Annotated in this window: 28 protein-coding genes; 21 read left to right on the forward strand and 7 right to left on the reverse strand. The window is 65.9% G+C overall.

The features are described 5' to 3' along the window. Positions 1-79 precede the first annotated feature (79 nt). Together ACLBWL_RS13815 and ACLBWL_RS13820 are read left to right on the forward strand one after the other, a co-directional pair. The gene (locus tag ACLBWL_RS13815; RefSeq protein WP_447793966.1) at positions 80-1,303 is read left to right on the forward strand and encodes a threonine synthase; all 1,224 of its coding nucleotides are present in this window, start codon (positions 80-82) and stop codon (positions 1,301-1,303) included. A 107-nt stretch (positions 1,304-1,410) separates the two neighbouring features. Further along, on the forward strand, positions 1,411-1,650 hold the full coding sequence (locus ACLBWL_RS13820) for a hypothetical protein (RefSeq protein ID WP_447793967.1): 240 nt from the start codon (positions 1,411-1,413) through the stop codon (positions 1,648-1,650). Positions 1,651-1,793: 143 nt separating this feature from the next. Here ACLBWL_RS13820 and ACLBWL_RS13825 read toward each other — a convergent pair whose 3' ends face one another. Continuing rightward, entirely contained in the window at positions 1,794-2,258 is a 465-nt protein-coding gene (locus tag ACLBWL_RS13825) for a vgr related protein (RefSeq protein WP_447793969.1), read from the reverse strand. After that, a complete protein-coding gene (locus ACLBWL_RS13830) occupies positions 2,255-2,692 on the reverse strand; it encodes a copper chaperone PCu(A)C (protein ID WP_447793971.1) in 438 nt (145 codons plus the stop codon). Before ACLBWL_RS13830 ends, ACLBWL_RS13825 begins: the two co-directional genes overlap by 4 nt. Positions 2,693-2,858: 166 nt before the next feature. Between ACLBWL_RS13830 and dnaK the strand changes: the two genes are divergently transcribed. From dnaK to ACLBWL_RS13845, 3 genes are all read left to right on the forward strand, one after another. Then, entirely contained in the window at positions 2,859-4,766 is a 1,908-nt protein-coding gene (gene dnaK, locus ACLBWL_RS13835; protein WP_447793973.1) for a molecular chaperone DnaK, read from the forward strand. A 122-nt stretch (positions 4,767-4,888) separates the two neighbouring features. Further along, entirely contained in the window at positions 4,889-6,022 is a 1,134-nt protein-coding gene (gene dnaJ / locus ACLBWL_RS13840; protein WP_447793975.1) for a molecular chaperone DnaJ, read from the forward strand. Between the two features lie 333 nt (positions 6,023-6,355). Beyond that, on the forward strand, positions 6,356-6,811 hold the full coding sequence (locus ACLBWL_RS13845; protein ID WP_447793977.1) for a TM2 domain-containing protein: 456 nt from the start codon (positions 6,356-6,358) through the stop codon (positions 6,809-6,811). 165 nt (positions 6,812-6,976) lie between these two features. On the opposite strand, the gene ACLBWL_RS13850 is transcribed toward ACLBWL_RS13845, so the two are convergent. From ACLBWL_RS13850 to purB, 3 genes are all read right to left on the reverse strand, one after another. Next, positions 6,977-7,240 carry a PepSY domain-containing protein gene (locus ACLBWL_RS13850; RefSeq protein WP_447793979.1) on the reverse strand — a complete coding sequence of 88 codons (264 nt, stop codon included), beginning with the start codon at positions 7,238-7,240 and terminating at the stop codon, positions 6,977-6,979. Positions 7,241-7,382: 142 nt separating this feature from the next. After that, the gene (locus ACLBWL_RS13855; protein WP_447793981.1) at positions 7,383-7,613 is read right to left on the reverse strand and encodes a hypothetical protein; all 231 of its coding nucleotides are present in this window, start codon (positions 7,611-7,613) and stop codon (positions 7,383-7,385) included. Positions 7,614-7,746: 133 nt separating this feature from the next. Then, positions 7,747-9,045 carry an adenylosuccinate lyase gene (gene purB, locus ACLBWL_RS13860; protein ID WP_447793982.1) on the reverse strand — a complete coding sequence of 433 codons (1,299 nt, stop codon included), beginning with the start codon at positions 9,043-9,045 and terminating at the stop codon, positions 7,747-7,749. Positions 9,046-9,264: 219 nt separating this feature from the next. Between purB and ACLBWL_RS13865 the strand changes: the two genes are divergently transcribed. Further along, entirely contained in the window at positions 9,265-9,720 is a 456-nt protein-coding gene (locus ACLBWL_RS13865; protein ID WP_447793984.1) for an EF-hand domain-containing protein, read from the forward strand. Positions 9,721-9,822: 102 nt separating this feature from the next. On the opposite strand, the gene ACLBWL_RS13870 is transcribed toward ACLBWL_RS13865, so the two are convergent. Then, positions 9,823-10,035: a hypothetical protein gene (locus ACLBWL_RS13870; protein ID WP_447793986.1), complete on the reverse strand. Its 213-nt coding sequence runs from the start codon at positions 10,033-10,035 to the stop codon at positions 9,823-9,825. Between the two features lie 72 nt (positions 10,036-10,107). Continuing rightward, a complete protein-coding gene (gene radC / locus ACLBWL_RS13875; protein WP_447793987.1) occupies positions 10,108-10,800 on the reverse strand; it encodes a RadC family protein in 693 nt (230 codons plus the stop codon). A gap of 86 nt (positions 10,801-10,886) precedes the next feature. Here radC and ACLBWL_RS13880 point away from each other — a divergent pair, with 86 nt between their 5' ends. From ACLBWL_RS13880 to ACLBWL_RS13950, 15 genes are all read left to right on the forward strand, one after another. Further along, a complete protein-coding gene (locus ACLBWL_RS13880) occupies positions 10,887-14,066 on the forward strand; it encodes an intermembrane phospholipid transport protein YdbH family protein (RefSeq protein ID WP_447793989.1) in 3,180 nt (1,059 codons plus the stop codon). A gap of 47 nt (positions 14,067-14,113) precedes the next feature. Continuing rightward, complete coding sequence (locus ACLBWL_RS13885) at positions 14,114-14,290, forward strand: YnbE family lipoprotein (protein ID WP_121905275.1); 177 nt, start codon at positions 14,114-14,116, stop codon at positions 14,288-14,290. Positions 14,291-14,327: 37 nt separating this feature from the next. Further along, a complete protein-coding gene (locus tag ACLBWL_RS13890; protein WP_447793991.1) occupies positions 14,328-14,687 on the forward strand; it encodes a YdbL family protein in 360 nt (119 codons plus the stop codon). A gap of 489 nt (positions 14,688-15,176) precedes the next feature. Beyond that, positions 15,177-15,497, forward strand: a complete 321-nt coding sequence (locus ACLBWL_RS13895) for an AtpZ/AtpI family protein (protein WP_447793993.1) — start codon at positions 15,177-15,179, stop codon at positions 15,495-15,497. Positions 15,498-15,567: 70 nt separating this feature from the next. Next, positions 15,568-16,326, forward strand: a complete 759-nt coding sequence (locus ACLBWL_RS13900; RefSeq protein ID WP_060527334.1) for a F0F1 ATP synthase subunit A — start codon at positions 15,568-15,570, stop codon at positions 16,324-16,326. A gap of 39 nt (positions 16,327-16,365) precedes the next feature. Continuing rightward, positions 16,366-16,593 (forward strand): F0F1 ATP synthase subunit C, encoded by a 228-nt coding sequence (locus ACLBWL_RS13905; protein WP_031394300.1) that lies wholly within the window; start codon positions 16,366-16,368, stop codon positions 16,591-16,593. A 57-nt stretch (positions 16,594-16,650) separates the two neighbouring features. Continuing rightward, positions 16,651-17,145 (forward strand): F0F1 ATP synthase subunit B family protein, encoded by a 495-nt coding sequence (locus tag ACLBWL_RS13910; RefSeq protein ID WP_447793996.1) that lies wholly within the window; start codon positions 16,651-16,653, stop codon positions 17,143-17,145. Next, positions 17,138-17,755, forward strand: a complete 618-nt coding sequence (locus ACLBWL_RS13915) for a F0F1 ATP synthase subunit B family protein (RefSeq protein WP_447793998.1) — start codon at positions 17,138-17,140, stop codon at positions 17,753-17,755. Before ACLBWL_RS13910 ends, ACLBWL_RS13915 begins: the two co-directional genes overlap by 8 nt. A gap of 155 nt (positions 17,756-17,910) precedes the next feature. Continuing rightward, positions 17,911-18,231, forward strand: coding sequence for a DMT family transporter (locus tag ACLBWL_RS13920; RefSeq protein WP_056488555.1), 321 nt, complete (start codon positions 17,911-17,913; stop codon positions 18,229-18,231). 302 nt (positions 18,232-18,533) lie between these two features. Continuing rightward, on the forward strand, positions 18,534-20,459 hold the full coding sequence (uvrC, locus tag ACLBWL_RS13925) for an excinuclease ABC subunit UvrC (RefSeq protein WP_447794000.1): 1,926 nt from the start codon (positions 18,534-18,536) through the stop codon (positions 20,457-20,459). 75 nt (positions 20,460-20,534) lie between these two features. Further along, the gene (locus ACLBWL_RS13930) at positions 20,535-21,533 is read left to right on the forward strand and encodes a polysaccharide deacetylase (protein WP_447794002.1); all 999 of its coding nucleotides are present in this window, start codon (positions 20,535-20,537) and stop codon (positions 21,531-21,533) included. Continuing rightward, the gene (locus ACLBWL_RS13935; protein ID WP_447794004.1) at positions 21,533-22,453 is read left to right on the forward strand and encodes a GNAT family N-acetyltransferase; all 921 of its coding nucleotides are present in this window, start codon (positions 21,533-21,535) and stop codon (positions 22,451-22,453) included. The genes ACLBWL_RS13930 and ACLBWL_RS13935 overlap by 1 nt, the downstream gene beginning before the upstream one ends. 40 nt (positions 22,454-22,493) lie before the next feature. After that, on the forward strand, positions 22,494-23,225 hold the full coding sequence (recO, locus tag ACLBWL_RS13940; RefSeq protein ID WP_447794006.1) for a DNA repair protein RecO: 732 nt from the start codon (positions 22,494-22,496) through the stop codon (positions 23,223-23,225). Positions 23,226-23,265: 40 nt separating this feature from the next. Next, positions 23,266-24,312, forward strand: a complete 1,047-nt coding sequence (gene leuB / locus ACLBWL_RS13945; protein WP_447794008.1) for a 3-isopropylmalate dehydrogenase — start codon at positions 23,266-23,268, stop codon at positions 24,310-24,312. Between the two features lie 7 nt (positions 24,313-24,319). After that, positions 24,320-25,420, forward strand: coding sequence for a glycosyltransferase family 2 protein (locus ACLBWL_RS13950; RefSeq protein ID WP_447794009.1), 1,101 nt, complete (start codon positions 24,320-24,322; stop codon positions 25,418-25,420). Positions 25,421-25,497: the final 77 nt, after the last annotated feature.

Here is a 25,497-nt window from a genome sequence, read left to right on the forward strand (position 1 = left end):
CGGCCGCTTGGTTTGCGGAGCGGTGGACCCCGGAACAGGTCCGGGGTGACGGAGGTTTTGGGCTTCGTCAGGATAAAAAATGAACCAGAACCTCACCGCCGATCGCCAGACCTTCGTCACGCATCTCGAATGCTCGATCACCGGCGAGCGGTACGAGGCGGACCAGCTTCATGGGCTGTCGCGCGCCGGACGACCGTTGCTCGTGCGCTACGACCTCGGCGCGGTGCGGTCCGCGGTTTCGCGGGACACGATCGAGGCGCGGCCGACCGACCTGTGGCGGTGGCGTGAGCTGCTGCCGGTCCGCCACACGTCCAACATCGTCAGCCTTGGCGAGATCGAGACGCCGCTGGTGCCGCTGACCAAGTCGGGCGGTCCCAACGTGCTGGTCAAGGACGAAGGCCGCCTCCCGACCGGCAGCTTCAAGGCGCGTGGCCTCGTCATGGCCGTCGCGATGGCGAAGGAGCTCGGCGTCAAGAAGATCGCGATGCCGACCAACGGCAATGCGGGCGCGGCGCTGGCGGCCTACGCCACGCGGTGCGGGATCGAGACGATCGTGTTCTGTCCGGACGACACCCCCGAGATCAACGTGCGCGAGATCGCGATGCAGGGCGCGCGCGTCTGGCGGGTCAACGGCTTGATCGACGATTGCGGCGCGATCGTCGGCAAGGGCGCCGCGGAAGGGCGCTGGTTCGATTTCTCGACATTGAAGGAGCCCTACAGAATCGAGGGCAAGAAGACGATGGGGCTCGAACTCGCCGCGCAGTTCGGCTGGAAACTGCCGGATGCGATCTTCTACCCGACTGGCGGCGGCACTGGCCTGATCGGGATGTGGAAGGCGTTCGACGAACTCGAGAAGCTCGGCTGGATCGGCTCCGAGCGACCGAAAATGTTCGCGGTGCAGGCGAGCGGCTGCGCGCCGATCGTGCGCGCGTTCGAGGCAGGCGAGGAGCATGCCGAGCGCTGGGAAGACGCCAGCACCGTCGCTGCCGGCATCCGTGTGCCGAAAGCGGTCGGCGACTTCCTGATCCTCCGCGCGGTGCGAGAGTCGGGCGGACAGGCGCTGGCAGTTGGCGATCCTGCGATTCTCAAAGCGGTCGATGCCGCGGCGAAGCAGGACGGCTTGCTGCTGTGCCCCGAAGGCGGCGCGACGCTCGCGGCGTATCATCAGGCTCTGAACACCGGGCTGGTCGACGAGGACGACAAGGTCGTACTTTTCAACTGCGCGACCGGACTGAAATATCCGATGCCCGAAGCACCGCAAGCGCTTGATCGGACACGACCTATCGATTTCGACGCGCTGTAATTGGCGGATATCTGCCGATCGGATGGATCGTGATCCACCAGATCGGTGGTTGAAATTGATCCATGTTGTCTGCAACGGGGCGCCCTTCTTTACAAAAGGGGTCTTCAATGCAGAAAATCGTCCAGGTCGTGTGCGTCGTGCTCATCGCTGCTGCGGTGATGTTCGGCGGGCGTTGGTACATGTACGTTGCGCGTGGCTCGAGCCCGTATGACGAGGTCGGCATCGCGCTGAACGGCTATGCGCCGGGGCCGATGCGGGCGTGGGGTTGCCACAAGATGCAGGCGCGGTTCCCGGGGCAGTTGCCGCCTTATGGGTGTGGCGGAGCGGATGGTCGTAGTTGGATATAATAGGCGGTCATCGGACCAGTCCGTCATCCCAGCGAACGCTGGGATCTCAAGCGGCAAGGGCGCGCGCTATCACCGGGAGATCCCAGCTTTCGCTGGGATGACGGTAGGGGAGCGGACTGGGGTCGGGTCCGGGGTGTTGGACGTTAGACCGACGCTAACGGCGTAAACGGCAGCACCGTCTCGTATTGCTCGAGCGGCGGTGCGCCTGCCACCTTCGCCCCGGCGCGCAGCAGGAACGCGTGCCGCACGATCTCGCCCTGCTGCTCGATGCCGTAGCGGTGCAGCGCCACCCCAGGCCGGAACGCATAATCGTACCGGCACCAGGGATGCCGCGCCAACGGCAGGAACACGCCGCGCTGGTGCTGCCAGATGTGAGTCATCTCGTGGACGAACAGCCCCTGCAACGTCAGGTTGGCGTGCGCGAAATCGTCGCACCACAGGTCGCCCTTCGGGTGGAAGTGGATGCAGCCGCGCGGTGCCATCACCGTGTCGCGCGGCTGGAAGAACGCCCATTTGCGCCGCGCCAGGCTGACCTGGGAATAGTCGATCGCGCTTCCGAACACCGACGCGGCCAGCGCCGTCTCCCCCTCGGTCAGCCCGCGCTTCACTTGCCCGCAGGAGTCCCCGCCGCGACCACGTTCGCGTTGTTCAAAATCCGCGTCCCGTCCGCAAACGCGAAGGTCAGCATCACGCGATCGGCGGGCTTGATCCCTGGATTCATGTCGAACAGCATCACGTGCCGTCCGCCCGGTGCGAACGCCACATCCGTCTTCGCCGGAATCTCGACGCGCTCGAGCGGCGTCATCGCGGTCACGCCGCTCTTCGCCACCGTCTCGTGCATCTCGGCCTTGATCGCGACGTCGGTGGTGACCGAAATCAGCGTCGCGGGCGTCGGGCCGCCATGCACCGTGAAGTACGCCGCCGCCGGTCGCCCCGTCACCGCGCCAAGCCGTACCCAAGCCCCGTCGACCGACAGCTCCTTGGGCTGCGAGCACGACACCAGTGCCATCGCGGCAACACCCAGTCCGAAAACGATACGCATAGGTTACTTTTCTCCGGGCCCGACCACTTGCGCATCCTATGACCGGTACAATCTTGCGGCAAGCGCGAGGCCACCTATATCGCGCCCATCATCAGAAAGGTTCCGCTGCCGTAACGGGGCGGAACCGGTTTCGTTTTTATCGTATGTGAGGGGCTAGTTAGTACTCATGGCTAAAGTAATCGGTATCGATCTCGGCACGACCAACAGCTGCGTTTCCGTCATGGAAGGCGGCAAGCCCAAGGTCATCGAGAATTCCGAGGGCGCGCGCACCACGCCGTCGATCGTCGCGTTCGCCAAGGATGGCGAGCGACTGGTCGGCCAGCCGGCCAAGCGCCAGGCAGTGACGAACGGCGACAACACCATCTTCGCGGTGAAGCGCCTGATCGGCCGTCGCTTCGACGATCCGATCACCAAGAAGGACACCGAGCTGGTCCCGTACAAGATCTCGCGCGGGCCGAACGGCGACGCCTGGGTCTCGGCCGGTGGCAAGGACTACTCGCCATCGCAGATCTCGGCGTTCACGCTGCAGAAGATGAAGGAAACCGCCGAGTCGTATCTCGGCGAGACGGTCACGCAGGCGGTCATCACCGTTCCCGCGTACTTCAACGACGCGCAGCGCCAGGCAACCAAGGACGCCGGCCAGATCGCCGGTCTCGAAGTGCTGCGCATCATCAACGAGCCGACCGCGGCGGCGTTGGCCTATGGCCTCGACAAGCAGGACGGCAAGACGATCGCGGTCTACGATCTCGGCGGCGGCACGTTCGACATCTCGGTGCTCGAGATCGGCGACGGCGTGTTCGAGGTGAAGGCCACCAACGGCGACACGTTCCTGGGTGGTGAGGATTTCGACAACAAGATCGTCCAGTATCTCGCCGACGAGTTCAAGAAGGCTGAGGGCATCGACCTCGCCAAGGACAAGCTGGCGCTCCAGCGTCTGAAGGAAGCCGCCGAGAAGGCGAAGATCGAGCTCAGCTCGGCGCAGTCGACCGAGGTCAACCTGCCCTTCATCACCGCGGACCAGAACGGCCCGAAGCATCTGGTGAAGTCGATCACCCGCGCCGACCTGGAGCGGATGGTCGAGGACCTCGTCAAGCGCACGCTCGATCCGTGCAAGAAGGCGCTCGCCGATGCCGGGCTGAAGGCGGAGGACATCTCGGAAGTCGTGCTGGTCGGCGGCATGACCCGCATGCCGCGTGTCCGTGAAGTCGTGAAGCAGTTCTTCGGCAAGGAGCCGCATACCGGCGTCAACCCGGACGAGGTCGTCGCGATGGGCGCCGCGATCCAGGCCGGCGTGCTGCAGGGCGACGTCAAGGACGTGCTGCTGCTCGACGTGACGCCGCTGTCGCTCGGCATCGAGACGCTGGGTGGCGTGTTCACCCGCATGATCGATCGCAACACGACGATCCCGACCAAGAAGTCGCAGACCTATTCGACCGCGGACGACAACCAGGGCGCGGTCACGATCCGCGTGTTTCAGGGCGAGCGCGAGATGGCGGCCGACAACAAGATGCTCGGCAATTTCGATCTCGTCGGCATCCCGCCCGCACCGCGCGGCGTGCCGCAGATCGAGGTCACGTTCGACATCGATGCCAACGGCCTCGTCAGCGTCTCGGCCAAGGACAAGGGCACCGGCAAGGAGCAGCAGATCCGCATCCAGGCGTCGGGCGGTCTTTCGGACAACGACATCGAGCAGATGGTCCGCGACGCAGAGACCTTCGCCGAGGAGGATAAGAAGCGTCGTGCGGGCGCCGAGGCGAAGAACAACGCCGAGTCGCTGGTCCACACCACCGAGCGTCAGCTTGCCGACAATGGCGACAAGGTCGACGAATCGCTGAAGACCGAGATCCAGGCTGCGATCGACGCGACCAAGGCGGCGGTCGAGAGCGGCGATGCGGACGCGATGACCGAGAAGAGCACTGCGCTCGCCCAGGTCGCGATGAAGCTCGGCCAGGCGATCTACGAGAAGCAGGCCCAGGCGGACGCATCGCCGTCGGCTGATGGCGACGCGGCGAAGAAGGACGACGACGTCGTCGACGCCGAGTTCTCGGAAGTCGACGACAACCCGAAGGCGTAACCGAAACTCCCTCTCCCTCTGGGGAGAGGGCCGGGGTGAGGGGTAGCCACGAGCGTTGCCGCCCGGAACTGCCCCTCACCCAAACCCTCTCCCCGGAGGGGAGAGGGCTTAAGAGGGCCGGTATGAGTACCCAGACAGATTATTACGAACTGCTCGAATGCGAGCGGACCGCGGATGCGGGGACGATCAAGTCGGCCTACCGCAAGCTCGCGATGAAGTATCATCCCGACAAGAACGCCGGCTGCAAGGACTCCGAGGCGCAGTTCAAGGCGGTCAGCGAGGCGTATGACTGCCTCAAGGACCCGCAGAAGCGCGCTGCCTATGATCGCTTCGGCCACGCCGCGTTCCAGAACGGTGGCGGTGGCGGTCACGGTGGCGGCGCGCAGGACTTTGGCGGCTTCAGCGACATTTTCGAGAGCGTCTTCGGCGAGTTCATGGGCGGCGCGCAGCGCGGCGGTGGACGGTCTGGGGCACGGCGCGGCGCCGATCTGCGCTACGACATGGAAGTCAGCCTGGAGGAAGCGTTCCACGGCAAGACGACCGAGATCACGATCGACGTCTCTGCGCTGTGCGACACCTGCGACGGATCTGGCGCCAAGCCCGGTACGCGGGCGAAGACATGCCAGCATTGCGGCGGTCATGGGAAAGTTCGCGCGCAGCAGGGCTTCTTCGTGGTCGAGCGCGCCTGCCCGGTCTGCAACGGTGCCGGCGAAGTCATCGCTGACCCGTGCCCGGATTGCCGCGGCGAGGGCCGCGTGGACAAGACCAAGACGCTGTCGATCAACGTGCCGCCCGGCGTCGACGAAGGCACGCGCATCCGCATGTCCGGCGAAGGCGAGGCGGGCGCGCGCGGTGCCCCCCCGGGAGACCTGTACATCTTCCTCCACGTGACGAAGCACAATCTGTTCGAGCGCGAGGGTACTACGTTGTTCGCGCGCGCACCGATCAGCTTCACGGTCGCGTCGCTCGGCGGATCGCTGTCGATCCCCGGCCTCGACGGCCGCACGCACGAGGTGAAGATCCCCGCCGGCATCCAGTCGGGCAAGCAACTCCGCCAACGCGGTGCCGGCATGCCCGTCCTGCAAGGCCGCGGCTTCGGCGACCTCGTCGTCCAGATCGACGTGGAGACACCGACACGCCTCAGCAACCGCCAGAAGGAACTGCTCGAGATGTTCCGCGAAACGGAAACGGGCGACGAATGCCCGGCGAGCCAGGGCTTCTTCGCCAAGCTGAAGGGCGTGTTTGCAGGCGAGTGATACGACAACGGGCCGGTGTTATGTCGGCCCGTACGTTACCGAACCGCATGCCTCGCGCCGTTATCCCGCGCTCCTCGTCATCCCAGCGAAAGCTGGGATCTCCCTGTTTGTGTCGCACCGCAAATCAATAGAGATAGCCCAGCCTACGCTGGGGTGACGCGGCGTTGGGAGTTGTCCCGGGTCGAGCAATACTATGGCCGACTGTCACGACATGACGGCAACAAACTCCGGCTTGCGATTGTCCGTCGGGCTTATGCCGGATGAAACGCGTAAGTTCGCGCTTGCCTGATCCGCGGCATCCGCCAGAATGAAAAGCGAACATCGAGGAATGACATGCGCGGACAGGTTTTAGGCGTCGATCCCCGCACGGGCGAAGGCATCGTCGCCGGGCAGGACGGACAACGCTATCGGTTCGCGCCGGAGGACTGGGCGCATCGCGGCGAACCTGCGATCGGTATCGAAGTCGATTTCGAAGCCGCCAACGACCGGGCGCTTAGCGTCTTTCCGATGCCGACAGCGCCCAGCCCGCGGCGTGCCGTGCCGCCGGCTGCGGTTGTTCCGGCCAACGATCGCAACAAATACGTTGCCGCTGTCATGGCGTTCGTGATCGGCACGCTCGGCATCCACCGCTTCTATCTTGGCCGGACGGGCTCGGGAATCATCATGCTGGTGCTCAGCATCACCGTGGTCGGCCTCGTGATCAGCGCACCCTGGGCGCTCATCGACATGATCCGGTATCTGATGATGTCCGATGAAGAATTCGCCGCACGGTATCCGCGGACGCGGTAGCCGCCGTCGATCTGGCAAATTGAACTTGGTGTCATCTTCCCCCGCAAGGGGGAGGTGGCTGGCGCTTGCCAGACGGAGGGGGCGGTGAGCGCAACCCTCTGTTCCGTATCCTCCCCCTCCGTCACCTTCGGCGACACCTCCCCCTTGCGGGGGAGGATCGATAGGTCAGTCGCGATCGCGCTCCAGCTTCGTGACACTGCCGGTGTGCGGATCGACGTGGAATTCGTACTTCGCGCCACGCCGCGCGGCTTCGCCTTCCCAGTGGCCGTCGTCGGCTTCGATCTTGGTGACCTTGTAGCCGCGCTTGGCGAGCATCGTCGTCACCCGCGCACTGCTGATCCAGCCGCGGCCGGGTTGGTCGGCAAACGCAGGCGCGTTTGCCATCGCGGTTAGGGCGAAGGCAGCGGCGATCAGGATGGGTTTCGACATGATACGATCTCCTTGGTCAGGCGCGTTGAACGTCGGGAGATCGATTTGGTTCTAGGTCAACGACTTACGCGGCCGGATTGCGCCGCGCGAAAACTCGGGCCCTAGCCGCGCCCCCTCGGAAGGGGGCGGGCGGGCCGATGGATCAGAGGGCGGTGATGACCACCCCGACCACCAGCGCTTGAGCCGCGATCGCCAGCATGGTGCTGGTCACGGTTTCGAACATGCGCATGGGTAGGTCTCCGATGCCGGAAACATATCCGGCAAGGGCGATATGGCTATAGTTGCGCGCTGGCGCAATTTTGTAACGTGTAATCGTAATTGCGTTGCGTGCATTTTGGATGGTCCGGGCGCGCAGGGTCGGCAGGGTACGCATCCTCCACCACTCCGTCATGCCGGACTTGTTCCGGCATCCACGGTTCCGCAAACTGGAGGGCTTGGAGTTTGCGGGACGGTGGACCCCGGAACAGGTCCGGGGTGACGGGGAATTGAGGGGAGAGCGGCGGCGTTTATGCCGCGCCGAACACCCGGGCGAAAATCGTGTCGACGTGCTTCAGGTGATAGCCGAGGTCGAACTTGTCCTCCAGTTCTGCATCCGAAAGCGTCACTTCAGGATCCGCCTTCAGCAGCTCGAGCAGCGACAACGCGCCGTCCGAGTCCCACACCTTCATCGCATTGCGCTGCACCAGCCGATACGCGTCCTCACGGCTCACCCCCGCCTGCGTCAACGCCAGCAGCACGCGCTGCGAATGCACGAGCCCGCCCATCTTGTTGAGGTTCTTCAACATCCGCTCGGGGTACACGACCAGCTTGTCCATCACGCCGGTCAGCCGCGCGAGCGCGAAGTCGAGCGTGATCGTCGCATCGGGGCCGATGTACCGCTCGACCGACGAGTGCGAGATGTCGCGCTCATGCCACAGTGCGACGTTCTCCAGCGCCGGCGTGACATATCCGCGTACCATCCGCGCGAGGCCGGTGAGGTTCTCGGTCAGCACCGGATTGCGCTTGTGCGGCATCGCCGACGAGCCCTTCTGGCCGGGCGAGAAGAACTCCTCCGCTTCGAGCACTTCGGTGCGCTGCAGATGGCGGATTTCGGTCGCGAGCCGCTCGATCGAGCTGGCGATCACGCCAAGCGTCGCAAAGAACATCGCATGGCGATCGCGAGGAATGACCTGAGTCGAGACCGGCTCGACCGACAGGCCGAGCTTGCCCGCGACATACTCCTCGACGAACGGATCGATGTTCGCGAACGTCCCCACCGCGCCCGAGATCGCGCAGGTTGCGACGTCCTCGCGCGCCGCCACCAGCCGCGCCCGGTTGCGCGCGAATTCGGCGTGCGCCTGCGCGAGCTTCAGCCCGAACGTCACGGGTTCGGCGTGGATGCCGTGGCTACGACCGATCGTCGGCGTCATCTTGTGCTCGCGCGCGCGGCGTTCGAGCACCACCAGCAACGCATCGAGATCGGCGATCAGGATGTCGCTCGCCTTGGCCAGCTGCACGGCCAGGCACGTGTCGAGCACGTCCGACGAGGTCATGCCCTGGTGCATGAAACGGGCTTCGGGGCCGACATGCTCGGCAACGTTGGTCAGGAAGGCGATGACGTCGTGCTTGGTCTCGCGTTCGATCTCGTCGATCCGGTCGACCTCGAACGCACCCTTCGCCCAGATCGCGGCGGCGGCTTCCTTGGGCACGACGCCCAGTTCGGCAAGCGCGTCGGTGGCGTGCGCCTCGATCTCGAACCAGATCTTGAAGCGCGCTTCGGGCGTCCAGATCGCGACCATGTCGGGGCGGGAATAGCGGGGGACCATGGGTTTCCTCGGGGCTGGTGAATGGCACGGTTCGTCGCGTGCTCCCCTCGGGAGACGCCTGCGGAGCGCCTAGCAGGCCATCGACGGGGGTACAAACGGCAATGCGTTCGGCCTATATCCGCCCTCGACGGTCAGTGTGTTGCAGTATCCATCCAGTATCCCCGGGGCTGCTGCGATGATCGTCCAGTAACGATTTCGATTAGCCGATGGAGAATGGCAATGCTCAAATATGCTCTGCTCGCAGGCGCGATGACGATTGCTGTGCCGGCGCTCGCGCAATCCACCATGACATCGCCGCAGACTGCGCCGACGGCGACGACGGGCGCGGCCGATCCTTCGATGTCGCCCGCCCAGACCGCGCCCACCTCTCAGGCTCAGGCTGCGCCAAGCCAGACGGCGCAAACTGCCCAGGCGACGCAACCCGCCAGCAGCGCGCAGGTCGCGCAGGTCGTCGACAGCGAGTTTCCGACCTATGACAAGAACGGCGACGGCAAGCTCAGCGCCGCCGAATTCAGCGGGTGGATGGTCGCGCTGAAGACCAAGACCGATCCGTCGACCAAGCCCGACGCCGCTGAAACGAAGACGTGGGTTTCCGCCGCTTTCGCGCAGGCGGATGCCGACAAGAACAAGTCGTTGACGAAGAGCGAAGTCACCAGCTTCCTGACGCAGGGCTGAGCATAGCGCCGATCGATACTGCGGATCGGGGGGCGGCGGGAATGTTCGACGACCTTTGATCCGCCAGCGCCTCAGGGCCTAACGGCAAATCAGCCTGACGAGTCAGCGGGACCTGCGCGCGGCGCGTTCTTTCTCCGCCTGCGCTTTTATGAGCATCTGGCCCTGCGCCTTGACCGCGGCCTTGCGCAGTCGATGGGATGTCTCGGCGGCGGCATCGGGTGTCAGCGATACTGCGACGCCGTCGCGTCCGTCGACCAGAACCTGACCCTCTTCCGCGGTGGCGATCAAAGGTTCGTCGTGTAACTTGTTGTCCACATGCACTTCCTTTGACGCGACAACGAAGCTGGGCGGGAAATGTCCCACTACTTTCCGCGCTATTTGGTTGCGTCAGATCAACCCTTGCGCGCGCAGGCTGACATGGCCGCCGGTGCCCATCACGATATGGTCGTGGACGGTGATGCCGAGCCGCTTGCCGGCTTCGGCAATGGTGCGCGTGATCTCGATGTCGGCGCGGCTGGGGGAGGGGTCGCCGCTCGGGTGATTGTGGACGAGGATGATCGAGGCCGAGCCGAGGTCGATTGCGCGACGGATGACTTCGCGGACGTACACCGCGGCCTGGTCGATCGAGCCCTTGCTCATCACCTCGTCGCGGATCAGCATGTTCCTGGTGTTGAGATGCAGCACGCGGAATCGTTCGATCGCGTGATGCGCCATGTCCGCGCGCAGATAATCGAGCAGCGCTTGCCAGTTGGCGAGCACCGGCCGGTCGCTGACCTGCGATTGGAGCAGGCGGATCGCGGCGGCGTGCGCGATCTTGATCGCCGCGGTCGAGATGTCGCCCATGCCCTTCACCCGGCCGAGCGCCTCGGCGTCCGCGGTGAGGACGCCGCCGATGCCGCCGAATTCGCGCATCAAGGCTTTCGCCAACGCCTTGGTGTCGCCGCGCGGAATCGCGATCGCGAGCAGGTATTCGATGAGTTCATGGTCGAGCAGGGCGTCGCCGCCGCCTTCGAACAGCCGTTTGCGGAGGCGTCCGCGATGGCCTTTCAGATCGTCGATCTCTTCGTCCGGTTCGGCCATGTCGCGAGGCTAGCACATCCGCGCGCAATTGCATGACGCCCCCGCTCCCGCCTATGCAGGGGACCGAAGAGCGGCGGAGTGAGTGCGTGAGCGAGACGAGCGAGACGGGGGCCGACCCCGGCCCCCGACCTCGTCGGCCTGCGACCGCACGCAGCGCTGCGCTGGTCGTCGCGCTGCTCCTGCTTGCGGGGCTGATCGTTCTTTGGCTGGCGCGGAAACCGATCGCCGAGGGGTTCATCGACCGCGAACTCGCCAAGGCCGACGTGCCTGCGCGCTACGACATCGCGGACCTTGCGCTGGGTGGACAGCGACTGACCAACGTCGTGATCGGCGATCCGGCACATCCCGATCTCGTCGCCGACTGGGTCGAGACGCGGACCGGCGTCGGGTTGTCGGGACCGTATCTGGAGGGTGTGCGTGCGGGGAAGGTGCGGCTGCGTGGGCGGCTGGTCGACGGCAAGGTCTCGCTCGGTGCGATCGACAAGCTGCTGCCGGCGTCGTCGGGCAAGCCGTTCTCGCTCCCCGCGCTCGACGTGTCGGTGGCCGACGGGCGGATGCGGCTGGAGACGCCGCAGGGTGTTGTCGGACTGAAGCTCGCCGGGTCTGGCAAGCTCGACGACGGGTTCCGTGGCACGCTGGCGGCGATCAGCGAGCGGCTGGAGGTCGGCGGGTGTGTGATCGATCGGCTGGCGGCGACGGTGAGGCTGCGGATCGACGCGGCGAAACCGACCGTCACGGGACCGGTTCGGGTGTCGCGGCTCGCCTGCGGCACGACGCAGGCGAACCGGATCGTCGCCGATCTCGACGTCGGCCTCTCCGCGACGCTCGACCGCTGGCAGGGCAAGGCGACGCTCAAGACAGGCGCGGCACGTACGCCGGGTGTGACTTGGGCCAGTGCCGGGGGCACGGTCGACTTCAGCGGAACCGCAGCGGCGACCGGCGGCAGGGCGGACATCGCTGCCGATACGGTTCGCACCACCGAAGGCGGCGCGCGCCGGGTTGCGCTCTCCGGCACCTACCGGATCGGCAAGCAGATCGCGTTCGGGGGGCGCGTCCAAGCGAGTGGTGCTGCGGTGGCGCAAAAGCGACTGGCGGGGCTGGCGGCGATAGGTGGTGCGGCTGCGGGGACGCCTGTTGCGCCGTTGGCGATCGCGGCGGCGCAGGCGATCCAGAAGGCTGGTCGCGGGTTTGCCGCGGACGCCGACCTGCGCGTGCAGATCGATGGCGGACGCGGCGAGGCGGTGGTGTCCCTTCTCGCGCTCGCCTCTGCCAGCGGTGCGCGCGTGGCGCTCGGTGGTGGCAGCGGGGTCGCGTTTGGCTGGCCGAATGGCGGTGTGCGGCTTGACACCGTGCTCGCAATGCGCGGCGGTGGTTTGCCCGAGGCGCGTGTCTCGCTCGCCCAGGCGAAACCCGGTGCGGCGATCCGCGGCGTGGCCACCATCGCGCCCTACGCGGCGGGTGGCGCAAGTCTGACGCTGACTCCGGTCACGTTCAGCGCGACGCCGGGTGGGGCGACCTCGATCGCGACGCGAGTCACGCTCGGGGGACCGATCGGTGCGGGCGGTAGCAGCAACCGGGTCGACGGCCTGTCGATGTCGGTCGCGGCGCTTTGGGATGGTCGCGGGCGACTGGTCGTCAACACCGGTTGCGCACCGCTGGTTGTCCAGCGCTTCGCGATGTCCGGGCTGGTGCTCGATCCGTCGCGCCTGACCCTGTGCCCCGTCGATGGCGCGCTGGTGCAGGCTAATGGGGCGCGGATCAGCGGTGGCGCGACGATCGCTGCGGCGAAGCTGGGTGGGCGACTCGGCACCACGCCGATCACGCTCGCGACCGCCGGGGCGACTGTGCGGCTCGCCGATCGCGGCTTCCAGGTCGATGGCGTGCAGACCCGCATCGGCGCGTCCGAACGCGTCACGCGACTCGATTTCGGTACCGTCACCGGCAGCATGACGGGGCAGGGCGTAGCCGGCACTTTTACGGGTGGCTCGGGCCAGATCGCCAACGTGCCGTTGCTGCTCGGCGATGCGGCGGGCGACTGGACGCTGGTCGGCGGGGCGCTCAACCTCACCGGCGCGATGGGCGTAACCGATGCCGCGTCGAGCCCGCGGTTCAAGCCGCTTGCTGCCCGCAGCGTGACGCTCGCGCTGGTCAACGGCACCATCACCGCCGCGGGCGCGCTGTTCGAGCCGACCACCAATACCAAGGTCGCCGACGTCACGCTGACTCACGCGCTGGGTGCCGGCGCAGGCAAGGCGGACCTGAACGTGCCCGCGCTCGCCTTCGCCAAGGACAAGTTGCAACCCGACATGCTCACCCCGCTGACCTTCGGCGTGATTGCGGACGTCAACGGATCGGTCAGCGGCGAGGGGCATATCGCCTGGAACCCCGACGGGGTGACGAGCAACGGCGTGTTCCGCACCGCCGGCACCGATCTCGCCGCCGCATTCGGCCCGGTCACCGGGATCGCCACCGAGATCCGCTTCACCGACCTGCTCAACCTCCAGAGCGCGCCGGGACAGGTGGCGACCATCCGCACGCTCAACCCCGGCATCCCGGTCACCGACGGCACGATCCGCTACCAGACGCTGCCGGGTGCGCGCGTGCAGGTCGAGGGCGGCGCGTGGCCGTTCGCGGGCGGGTCGCTGACGCTCGATCCGACTTTGCTCGACTTTTCCGCGCCGAAGGAGCGGCGGATGACGTTCCACGTCGTCAACATGGCCGCGGACCAGTTCCTCCAGCAGTTCGATTTCAAGAATCTCGACGCGACGGGTATCTTCGACGGCGTCCTGCCGATGATCTTCGACGAGAAGGGCGGGCGGATCGAGGGCGGCGACCTGCGCGTCCGCAAGGGCGGCGGGACGATCGCCTATGTCGGCGACCTCAGCCAGAAGGACCTGGGTATCTGGGCGAACATGGCGTTCCAGGCGCTGAAGTCGCTGCGCTACGAATCGCTGACGGTCGGCATGAACGGGCCGCTGGCGGGCGAGATGGTCACCGATGTGCGCTTTGCCGGGATCCGACAGGGCGAGGGGGCCAAGACCAACTTCATCGTCCGGCGGCTGCAAAAGCTGCCGCTGGTGTTCAATATCCGGATCAAGGCGCCGTTCCGCGGCCTGCTGGATTCGGCGCAGAGCTTCTACGATCCCAAGCGGCTGATCGAGCGCAACTTGCCGGCGCTGCTCCAGCAGCAGGGCGCCCCGCCGTCGCCGGATTCCGCCCCCAAACCCCTTACCATTCAGCCCCCGGAAAGCAGTGTCGTGCCATGACCGAAACAGGATTGAAGAAGCTGGAGCAAAGGCCGATCTTGCAAAGGATGACGAGGACGATCGCTATTGTTGGGCTGTTGGCCGCCTTGCCAGGCTGCATCAACGTGTCGGCGCCCGACAAGCCGATCGAGATCAACCTCAACATCAACGTCACGCAGGAAGTGGTCTATCGTCTCGATGGCGAGGCAAAATCGTTGATCCAGCAGAATCCGGGGATATTTTGATATGAGCGTTTTTGCGGGCAGGAATGGGGTCATTGCCATGATCGCCGCAGCCGCGGTTCTCGGCGGCCTTTCGGTGGCGGCGTCGGCGCAGCGCGATCCGGCTTATGCCGCGGCGCGTGCGGGTGGTGAGGTCGGCGAGCAGCCCGACGGATATCTGGGGCTCGTCGGCGCGGCGAGCGCGGAGCTTCGCGCGCTGGTCAACAACATCAATATCCAGCGCAAGTCGGCGTATACGCAGAAGGCGCAGGCGAGCGGCGCGACGGTCGAGCAGCTGGCGTTCACCAGCGGCTGCAACTTGATCGCCGCGACCAACCCAGGCGAGAAGTACAAGACGCCGAACGGCGTATGGAAGACCCGCACCGCCGGCGCCCCGGAACGCGATTCGCGCTGCGTTTGAGATTGAGACCACTTACGTAACCGCCCTTCCCCAAAGCCCGGTCACCCCAGCGAAAGCTGGGGTATCGTGTGGCAAGGGGACGCTCGATTGCCGGGATACCCCAGCTTTCGCTGGGGTGACGGGTATTGGGGAGCGATGAAGAAGGGAGCGTCCCCACGCGGCGCGGGGTCCCGGCTTTCGCCGGGATGACGAAGAGCGTGGCCAACACGACGGTCCGTTCTTAAAATCCTCCCCCGCCAGGGGGAGGTGGCTGGCTCTTGCCAGACGGAGGGGGAGGCAGGCGAAACGTCGGTTCCGTGTCCGCCCCCTCCGTCACCTTCGGCGACACCTCCCCCTGGCGGGGGAGGATCGCACGTTGCCGACATTGATGACGCGGCTGTCACACCGGTTGACTTGCACCCCCCCCTTTTCTAAACGGACCGCGCCTTGGCGGGATCGCTCGTCGCTGCTTGCTTCCTCCCCGATGCGAAATCAGGTGGAGGAACGTGCGTGGCGGAGATCGAACCCGGACAGGACCCCCAGGGTGTTGACGATCCGCGACTTTCCGCGCTCGATGAGCGAGTGCGAGAGGCGCAGCATCGGGAAACGCTCGCAAAGGGGCAGAAGGGGCCGGACGCCGAGCGAGGATACTCGCAAGGCAATCGCGTCATTTCCGCTCTGATCGGGAGTCTCGTCGGCAGTGCGCTGATCGGCTGGTTGATAGACCGCTGGTTCGGCACTGGCCCTTGGGGACTGATCGTGTTGCTGTTCCTCGGGATAGCGGTCGCGTTCAGGCAGATCATTCGAATTTCAGGCGAACGCCCGGAGTAACCGGGCGTTTGTCGTATCAAGACGGCAGGGATTCCACGTGGCGGCAGAACAGGGCGGCAAGATCGATCCGATGCACCAGTTCCTGATCGAGCCGGCGTTCGGCTCGCACTGGATCGTTGGTGGCTATGACCTGTCGTTCACCAACTCCGCATTGTGGATGGTGGTGACGCTGGTCGCGCTTTGGGCGTTCATGATCGGTGGCATGAAGCGCGAGCTCGTGCCCGGTCGCTGGCAGATGGCAGTCGAGGGCTTCACCGGCTTCATCTCGGGCATGCTCGAGCAGAATGTCGGCCCCGGCGGCAAGCGCTTCGTGCCCTATGTCTTCTCGCTGTTCATGTTCATTCTGTTCGCGAACATCATCGGGCTCCTGCCGTTCGGCATCGTCCCCGGCGTGCATCCGTTTACTGTGACCAGCCACATGACCGTTACCGGCGTGCTGGCGCTGATCAGCTTTGCGATCGTGCTGCTCGTCGGCTTCGGCAAGCACGGCTTCCACTTCTTCTCGCTGTTTGTGCCGAGCGGCACGCCGGCGCTGATGATCCCGCTGATCTTCGTGGTCGAGCTGATGTCGTTCCTGGTGCGTCCGTTCTCGCTCGGTCTGCGACTGTTCGTGGCGATGACCGCGGGCCATATCCTGCTCAAGGTGCTGGCCGCGTTCGTGATCAACGGTCTCAATCTCGGCGGGATGTATATCGGTCTGGTGACCGCGCCGAGCATGCTGCTGATGATCGGCATCACGCTGCTCGAGCTGCTGGTCGCCGCGATCCAGGCCTATGTGTTCGCGTTGCTGACGTCGGTCTATCTGAACGACGCGGTCAATCTTCACTAAGTTTTCCATTACCTAACTGATTTTCAAAGGGAATTTATCATGGACGTCAACGCAGCAAAGATGATCGGCGCCGGCCTCGCAGCGATCGGCATGGGCCTCGCAGCACTCGGCGTGGGCAACGTGTTCGCACAGTTCCTCGCCGGCGCGCTCCGCAACCCGGGCGCAGCCGACAGCCAGCAGGGCCGTCTGTTCATCGGTTTCGCAGCCGCCGAGCTTCTCGGCCTGCTCGCCTTCGTCACCATGATCATCCTGGTGTTCGTCGCCTAACCACTCGGTGATTTGGCCGGGCAACCGCGCCCGGCCGGATTAACGCAGGACAGACCAATGCCCCAGATTGCCCAGATAGCCGCCACCTACGCTTCGCAGATCTTCTGGCTGCTCCTCACCTTCGGCATCCTGTATTTCGGGATCGGTAAGGGAATGGTGCCGAAGATCGTGTCCAACGTGGACTCGCGCGAAGGCAAGATCGCCGGCGATCTGGCGGCGGCGGTCGCTGCCCGTGCGCAGGCCGATACGGTCCAGGCGAACTGGCAGGCCGAAATGGACGCGGCGCGTACCGCGGCGCAGGCTGAGACCGCTGCCGCGGCGAAGCGTGCGGCGACCGCGTTCGAGCAGCAGGTCCATGCGGCCGATGCCGAACTCGCCGAGCGTCTGGGTCATCACGATCTGGCGGTCGCGAACGCGAAGGCCGAGGCTCTCGCGAACCTTCAGGGCGTCGCCGCCGAAGCAGCACAGCAATTGGCCGCCAAGGTAGCCGGCCTCCAGGTCAGCCTGGACGCGGCGACCGACGCGGTACGCAGGACGACGGCGCATGGCTAATCCAGATTCGGCCGCAAAGGTCATCCACGAAGAGGGCATGGCGCCCGAGGGTGCGATCGACAACCAGGGTGTGCAGGGTCACACGACCGCGCCCGGCGGCGTCGAGCACGTCGCCGATCCGACCGCGCTCGGCCTGACCTCGACCGGCTGGGTCGCGGTGGCAATGATCGTCGTGATCCTGCTGATGATCTGGAAGAAGGTTCCAGGGATGATCGGCAAGATGCTCGACACGCGCATCGCCGGGATCCGCACGCAGCTCGACGAGGCCAAGGCGCTGCGTGCCGAAGCCGAAGCGATCCGCACCGAGTATGAGGCAAAGGCCAAGACCGCACACGTCGAAGCCGAAGCCATGAAGGCCCATGCGCACCACGAAGCCGCGGCGATCATCGCCAAGGCGAAAGCGGGCGCCGAAGACCTCATGACCCGCCGCGCGAAGATGGCCGAGGACAAGATCGCCGCCGCCGAACGCGCCGCGATCGCTGAGGTCCGCGCGCGGGCGGCGCATGCTGCGGCAAAGGCTGCCGGTATCCTCATCGCCGAGCACCACGACGCAGCGGCCGACCGCATGATGGTCGACCGCTCGATCTCGGGACTAGCTCGCCTGAACTAGTCCTGCTCCTCTCCCCTCGGGGAGAGGAAGGGGCCCGCTGCAAAGCAGTGGGAAGGTGAGGGCACAACCCTCCCAAGACCCATCATTATTGACGGCCGTCTCTTCCCGGGTTTCCGGCGGCCGAGTCTCCAATCTGAGCCCGTTGGAGAATATGCATGTCCTGGCTCATCCTCGCCGTCGCCGTCGTCACCGAGATCTGCTGGGCGCTCAGCCTTAAATGGGCAGCCACCGTCGCCACGTGGCAGGCCTCCAGCGTCCCGATCATCCTCAGCTTCGTCAACATGGGCCTGCTCGCGCTCGCCATGCGCGGCCTCCCCGCCGGCACCGCCTACGCGATCTGGACCGGAGCAGGCGCGATCGGCGTGATCATCGGCGGCGTTATCCTGTTCGGCGACAAGGTCAGCGGCATCCAGGCCTGCTTCATGGCGCTGACTGTCGTCGGTATCGTCGGCACCAAGGTCTTCGCCCAAACTTGACCCTCTGCTTTCGCCCGCAGGGCGCAGAAGATTGATTCACGCGAAGGCGCAAAGGCGCGAAGAGAAGATTGTTTTCGCGCAGAGGCGCAGAGAGCGCGGAGGTGTTGCACTTCGGGCAGATGTACCGACTGCGCCATAGAAGTTGGGCCTCCGGCGGTTTGAACGCGGACGCGGCTCTAATCGCCCCTTCTCTCAGCGTCCTCTGCGCCTCTGCGCTAAATCGATCTTCTCTTCGCGCCTTCGCGTGAACATCACTGCCTTCCGCTGGCATAACCCCCTCGCACTCCCTAGATTCCGCAATAATGTCCTCCCCCAATTCCCCCGACCGGTTCAACGAAGACAAGTCCACGTTCGCCGTCCGCGGCGGCGGTGAGGCGCCCGATCTAGCGGCCGGTGTAGCGGCGATCAGAAACGTGCTCGATACGCTGCCGATCCGCCCCGGCGTCTACCGCATGCAGGACGCGCGCGGCGACGTGCTCTACGTCGGTAAGGCGCGCGCGCTGCGGAACCGGGTCGCGAACTACGTCCAGGTCGAGCGCCTCACCAAGCGCCTCCAACGGATGGTGTCGCAGACCCGGTCGATGACGATCGTCACCACCAACAACGAAGCCGAGGCGCTGCTGCTCGAGTCACAGCTCATCAAGCGGTATCGCCCCGCCTACAACGTGCTGTTGCGCGACGATAAGAGCTTCCCGTTCATCCTCCTGCGCGACGACCACGCCTTCCCACGCGTCCAGAAACACCGCGGCGCGCGCCGGGCTAAGGGCAATTACTACGGTCCGTTTGCGAGCGCCGGGTCGGTCAACAACACGCTCAACGCACTCCAGAAGCTGTTCCTCCTGCGCAGTTGCACCGACAGCTTCTTCAAGACGCGCGATCGGCCGTGTCTGTTGTATCAGATCAAGCGCTGCTCGGCGCCGTGCGTCGGCCGGATCGACGAGGCCGCGTACCGGGAACTGGTCGAGGATGCGAAGGCCTTCCTCGGCGGCAAGTCGACCGGCGTCCAGGCCAAGCTCGGCGCGCAGATGCAGGCCGCCGCCGAGAACATGGACTTCGAACTCGCGGCCTTGCTCCGCGACCGCCTCCGCGCACTGACCTTCATCCAGGGCACGCAGGCGATCAACGCGGAAGGGGTGGGCGACGCGGACATCTTCGCGATGGCGTGCAATGACGGCCTGATCGGCATCCAGGCGTTCTTCATCCGCGGCGGCCAGAACTGGGGGCATCGCAGCTTCTTCCCGCAGCACACCAACGACGTCCCCGAGGACGAGGTGCTCACCAGCTTCCTCGGCCAGTTCTACGAGGAGGTCCCGCCGCCAAAGCAGATCCTGCTCGACCGAGAACTGACGGAAGGCGCACTGCTCGCCGAAGCCCTAGGCGAACGCGCCGGCTACAAGATCGCGCTGCAGGTTCCGCAACGGGGCGATCGCCGCCGCCTGATGGATCAGGCCAAGCGCAACGCGATCGAGGCGATCGAACGGCGTCAGGCCGAATCGACGACGCAAGCCAAACTGCTGCGCGAGGTCGCCGACCTGTTCGACCTTGCCGAGCCCCCGCAGCGTATCGAAATCTACGACAACAGCCACATCCAGGGCACCGCCGCGACCGGCGCGATGGTCGTGGCCGGCCCCGAGGGCTTCCGCAAAGGCCAGTATCGAAAGTTCAACATCAAGAACAAGGATACCGCCCCGGGCGACGATTTCGCGATGATGCGCGAGGTCTTCACCCGGCGGTTCTCGCGCGCGCAGGCCGAGGACCCGGATCGCGATTCCGGCGACTGGCCGGACCTCGTGCTGATCGACGGCGGCAAGGGCCAGCTAAACACGGTGAAGACCGCGCTCGAGGAGATCGGCGTCGAGGACGTGTGCCTGGTCGGGATCGCCAAGGGCCCGGAACACGGCCGCGATGGCCGCGAGGTTTTCCACATGCTCGACGGCCGCGAGTTCCAGTTGCCGGTGAATGCTCCGGTCCTGTTCTACCTCCAGCGCCTGCGCGACGAGGTCCACCGGTTCGCGATCGGTGTCCACCGTGACAAGCGCAGCAAGGCGATCGGCGCCAGCCCGCTCGACGAAGTGCCCGGCATCGGCCCGGCACGCAAGAAGGCGCTGTTGATGCACTTCGGCACCGGCCGCGCGGTCCGCAACGCCAGCTTGCAGGATCTGCAACAGGCGCCCGGCGTGTCGGCGGGCGTGGCGCAGCAGGTCTACGACTTCTACCATTCGCGCTGAGGTGAGGCGATGCCTGGGGAACTGCGCGACCCGGTTAAACCTTATCTTCATCACGAATTGTTACAGGCCGCGTCAGTGACGACATCCGTATTCCTTACCGTCGATACCGAGTTCGCCTGGCGGCATCATGCGGCGGGTCTGGATTGCGAGGCGATCTATGCGAAGTCGCTCGAACCGGCGGGGGTCGGGCTCGGCTATCAGCTCGCCGAACTGGCGCGGCATGATCTGAAAGCCTGTTTCTTCGTCGATCCGATGCCCGCGCTGACCTTCGGGATGGCTCCGGTGCGCCGCATGATCGAGACGATTCTCGAAGCCGGGCAGGAGGTTCAGCTTCACATTCACCCCAACTGGACGGGCGCCAAGGCGGGCGATCGCGGGGCGGCGCATGCGCGCTTCGAACTGTTCGACTACAGCCTGACCGAACAGCTCGACCTGCTCGGCCAGGCCCGGGATCTGCTGATCGAAGCCGGTGCGCCCAAACCGATCGCCTTTCGCGCCGGAAGCTACGCCGCGAACGACGATACGCTGACCGCGCTGGCGATGCTCGGTTTCAGCTACGACAGCAGCCACAACGGCTCGGAAGCGCCGACGACGAGCCGAATCTCGCTGTCGGCCGAACAGATCGCGCCGGTCGCATGGTGCATCGACGACGAAACCGCGGGCGGCGAACGCTGTATCGTCGAGGTGCCCGTGACCGTGATCGAGGACGTCCGCGGCAGGGTTCGTACGTTCCAGCTCTGCGCCTTGTCGGCGGGCGAAAGCTACGACGCGCTGGAGCACGCAGCGGTGGCGGGGCATTCGGCGGTGACGATCGTCAGCCACGGTTTCGAACTCGCCAACCGGAGCGGTACGCGGCCCAACGCGGTCCATGTCCGTCGTTTCCAGGCGTTATGCGGCACGCTGTCCGAAATGCGCGAGGTGTTGCCGACCGCGCACTTCGCCGACCGTCCGATTTTGGCGCTTGGCCGCGCCGACATCCCGCTCGGTCCCGATAAACTTCGCACCCGCTGGCGGCAGGCGGAACAGCTCTGGTCGAACTGGGTCGAGGAACGCCCGGGATCGATGCGACGCTGATGACCACGCAACGGATCGCGTTGAAATTGCAGGTCGGCGCACGGACGTTGGCGACGATCCCGCGATCGCTGGTCCGGATCCCCTATTCGCTCGCCGATGCGCTTGCCGCCAAGCCTCTGCTGCTACCGGCATTGCCGACGACTGCCGACGGCTATCTGGTAACATCGCTGCCGGAGAGCTTGCTGCCCCGGGTTGATGGCCAAGCACTCGAAGCGCCGAGCCTCATCCGGTACGTGCGACAGCGCTACGTGCGGTATCATATCGATCTGCGCGCAGGGGTGGAGGCGTGGCTGGCGGGTCTGTCCGCCAGCGCGCGATCGGGCATGAAGCGCAAGGCCAAGAAGCTTGCCGCGGCGAATGGCGGGATGCTCGATGTGCGTGCGTACCGGACGGTCGACGCGTTCGCGGTGTTTCATCCGTTGGCGCGGAGGGTCTCGTCGATCACCTACCAGGAAAAGCGGCTGGGCTCGGGTCTGCCCGACGATCCGGACTCGGTTCGGCGTCTGAGCGAATTGGCGGCGGCGGACCGGCTGCGCGCATGGCTGTTGTTCGTCGGCGGCGCGCCGATCGCGTATCTGTGCTGTACCGCCGATCGCGAGACCCTGCTGTACGAGTATGTCGGTCACGACCCGTCGCGGAACGACCTGTCGCCCGGTGCCGTGCTTCAGGTCGAGGCTTTGCAACAGGTCTTTGCGGAGGGGATCTTCGCCCGGTTCGATTTCACCGAGGGCGAGGGACAGCACAAGCGCCAGTTCGCGACCGGTGGCGTCGCCTGCGTCGACCTGTTGCTGTTGCGGCCGACGATCGCGAACCGCGTGACGACGATCGCGCTGGATCGCTTCGACCAGGCGATCGCGCTGGCGAAGCGCGCGACCGGCCATCCGAGCTTCAAGCGGCTGACCACCGTCATCCGGCGTTGAAGCCGCTCCCGCTGCCGCCCGCAACTCGCTAGGGTTGGGCATGCACCTCCGCGCGTCTGCCATCGTCGTCGCCGTTCGCCAGCATGGCGAGCATGGCGCGATCGTGCGTGCACTCACCCGGAACGACGGCGTGCAGCCTGGCTACGTCCGTGGTGGGCGGTCGCGCGCGATGCGCCCGGTGCTGCTCCAGGCGAACGTCATCCAGGGCGAGTGGCGCGCGCGAACCGGCGAGCAACTCGCGTCGCTGACCGCCGAGCTGGTTCACAGCCGCGCGCAGATGCACGGCGAGCCGCTTGCGGCGGGGGCGCTCGAATGGGCCACCGCGCTGACTGCCGCCGCGTTGCCCGAGGCGCAGCCCTATCCGCAGATCCACGATGCGCTGGAGGGGGTGCTCGGCGCGATCGAGGCGGCGCCGTCCGCACGCGGTTGGGCGGCGGCGCTGGTGCGGTACGAATTGCTGGTACTGGCCGAACTCGGTTTCGGGCTCGATCTCGACCGCTGCGTCGCGAGCCGATCGATCGACGAACTCGATTTCGTCAGCCCGAAGAGCGGCGCGGCGGTCTCGCGGGGAGCGGCGTTCGGGTACGAGGCCAAATTGCTGCGGTTGCCGCGCTTCCTCAAGGCCGGGGGCGAGGCCGACTGGCCCGACATCTTCGACGGCCTCCGACTGACCGGTCATTTCCTCGCGCGCGACATCCTCGTCGACCGACGCGCCGATCCGTTGGCAGCGCGCGACCGGCTGGTCGATCGGCTCAAAAGGGCGGTTGCGTGAGCGCGCACCGCCCGGCAAGGGCCGCGCAGGAGGAACGCACATGCCCTTGATCGCGATACTGGCCGGCGACGGCATCGGACCCGAAGTCACCGCGGAAGCCCGGCGGGTGCTCGATACGCTCGGTCTCGACCTCAGCTATGAAGAGGGCCTCGTCGGCGGGGCCGCGTACAAGGCCGCGGGTCATCCGCTGCCGCTCGAGACGCTCGACCTCGCCCGTCGTGCCGATGCGATCCTGTTCGGTGCGGTCGGCGATCCCGACTGCGACGCGCTCGAACGCCAGTTCCGGCCCGAGCAAGCTATTCTCGGCCTGCGCAAGGAACTCGGCCTGTTCGCCAATTTGCGCCCCGCCAAGCTGTTCGCCGGCCTCGAAGACGCGTCGGCACTCCGGCCCGAGATCGCCCGCGCGATCGACATGGTCATCGTCCGCGAACTGACCGGCGACGTCTATTTCGGCGCGAAGGGCATCCGCACCACCGCCGACGGTCTGCGCGAAGGCCATGACGAGATGCGCTACGACGAGACCGAGATTGCGCGCATCGCCCGTGTCGGCTTCGAGACCGCACGTACCCGGAAAGGCAAGCTGCTCTCGGTCGACAAGGCCAACGTGCTGGAGACCTCGCAGCTCTGGCGCGATGTCGTGATCGAAGTGTCGGCCGACTATCCGGACGTTGCCCTCAGCCACATGTACGTCGATAACGCGGCGATGCAGTTGGTCCGCAATCCCGGCCAGTTCGACGTGATCGTCACCGGCAATTTGTTCGGCGATATCCTCTCCGACGAGGCATCGATGTGCGCGGGTTCGATCGGCATGCTGCCGTCCGCCGCGCTCAACGACTCGAACAAGGGCATGTACGAGCCGATCCATGGCAGCGCGCCTGACATTGCCGGGCAGGGCAAGGCCAATCCATGCGCCGCGATCCTGTCCGCGGCGATGATGTTGCGTCACTCGCTCGGTCTGCCCGACGCCGCCGACCGGATCGAAGCAGCGGTCGCCGCCGCGATCCTGAAAGGCGCGCGCACGCCCGACCTCGGCGGTACGCTGTCGACCGGCGCGATGGGCGACGCAGTGCTCGCCGAACTCGGCTGACGCCTGGATGATCGACGACCTGCTCGAACTCGCGGTCGTCATCCCGACGTTCAACGAGAAGGCCAACGTACCGACGCTGATCGCCAAACTCGACCAGGCGCTGGCCGGGCGGAATTGGGAAGCGATCTTCGTCGATGACGACAGTCCCGACGGTACGGCGGATGCCGCGCGCGAGATCGCCCGGCTCGACAAGCGCGTGCGCGTGATCCAGCGGATCGGCCGGCGCGGGCTGTCGTCGGCGTGCATCGAGGGGATGTGCGCTACCGCCGCGCCGGTCGTCGCGGTGATCGACGGCGATCTCCAGCATGACGAGACGCTGCTGCTGGCGATGCTCGATCGGTTGCAGGACGACCGCCTCGACCTGGTCGTCGGCTCGCGGTTCGTCGGCGGCGGTGGCACCGGCGACTGGGACCGCGACCGGGTCGCCAAGTCGGCGCTGGCGACCAGGCTTTCGCGCCGCGTGCTAAAGGCGGACCTGAGCGATCCGATGAGCGGCTTCTTCATGATCCGCACCGATGTCGTCCGCCGCCTCGCGCCGGGCTTGTCGGCGATTGGGTTCAAGATCCTGCTCGACCTGCTGACCGCCTCGCCGGAGCCGCTTCGCTTCGTCGAGCTGCCGTATATCTTCCGGGTCCGCACCGAGGGAGAGAGCAAGCTCGATCACGTCGTCGCGATGGAATATCTGATCGCGCTGTACGACCGGATGTTCGGACGCGTGGTGCCGGTGCGGTTCGCGATGTTCTCGGCGATCGGCGTGCTCGGTGTCGGCATCCACATGGGCGCGCTGACCGCGTTGTTCGTGGGGCTCGGCAGCGAGTTCGTGCTGGCCGAGATCGTCGCGACCTTGGTGGCGCTGACCTTCAACTTCTTCCTGAACAACGCGCTGACCTATCGCGACCGGCGTCTGAAGGGCTGGCGGCAACTGGCCGATGGCTGGGTGTCGTTCGCAGTGATCTGCTCGGTCGGCGCGGTCGCCAATGTCGGCATCGCCGCGTTCCTGTACGAGATGCGCGATGGCGCGTGGGCGGCGTCCGCGCTGATCGGCGTGCTGGTCGGCGCGGTCTGGAACTACGCGCTATCGTCGAAATTCACCTGGGGGCGGTACTAGGGGGAACCCCGCGATCCTCCCCCGCCAGGGGGAGGTGGCTGGCGCTTGCCAGACGGAGGGGGAGGTAAGTGAAACCG

The sequence above is a fragment of the Sphingomonas sp. M1A8_2b genome (assembly GCF_053345535.1).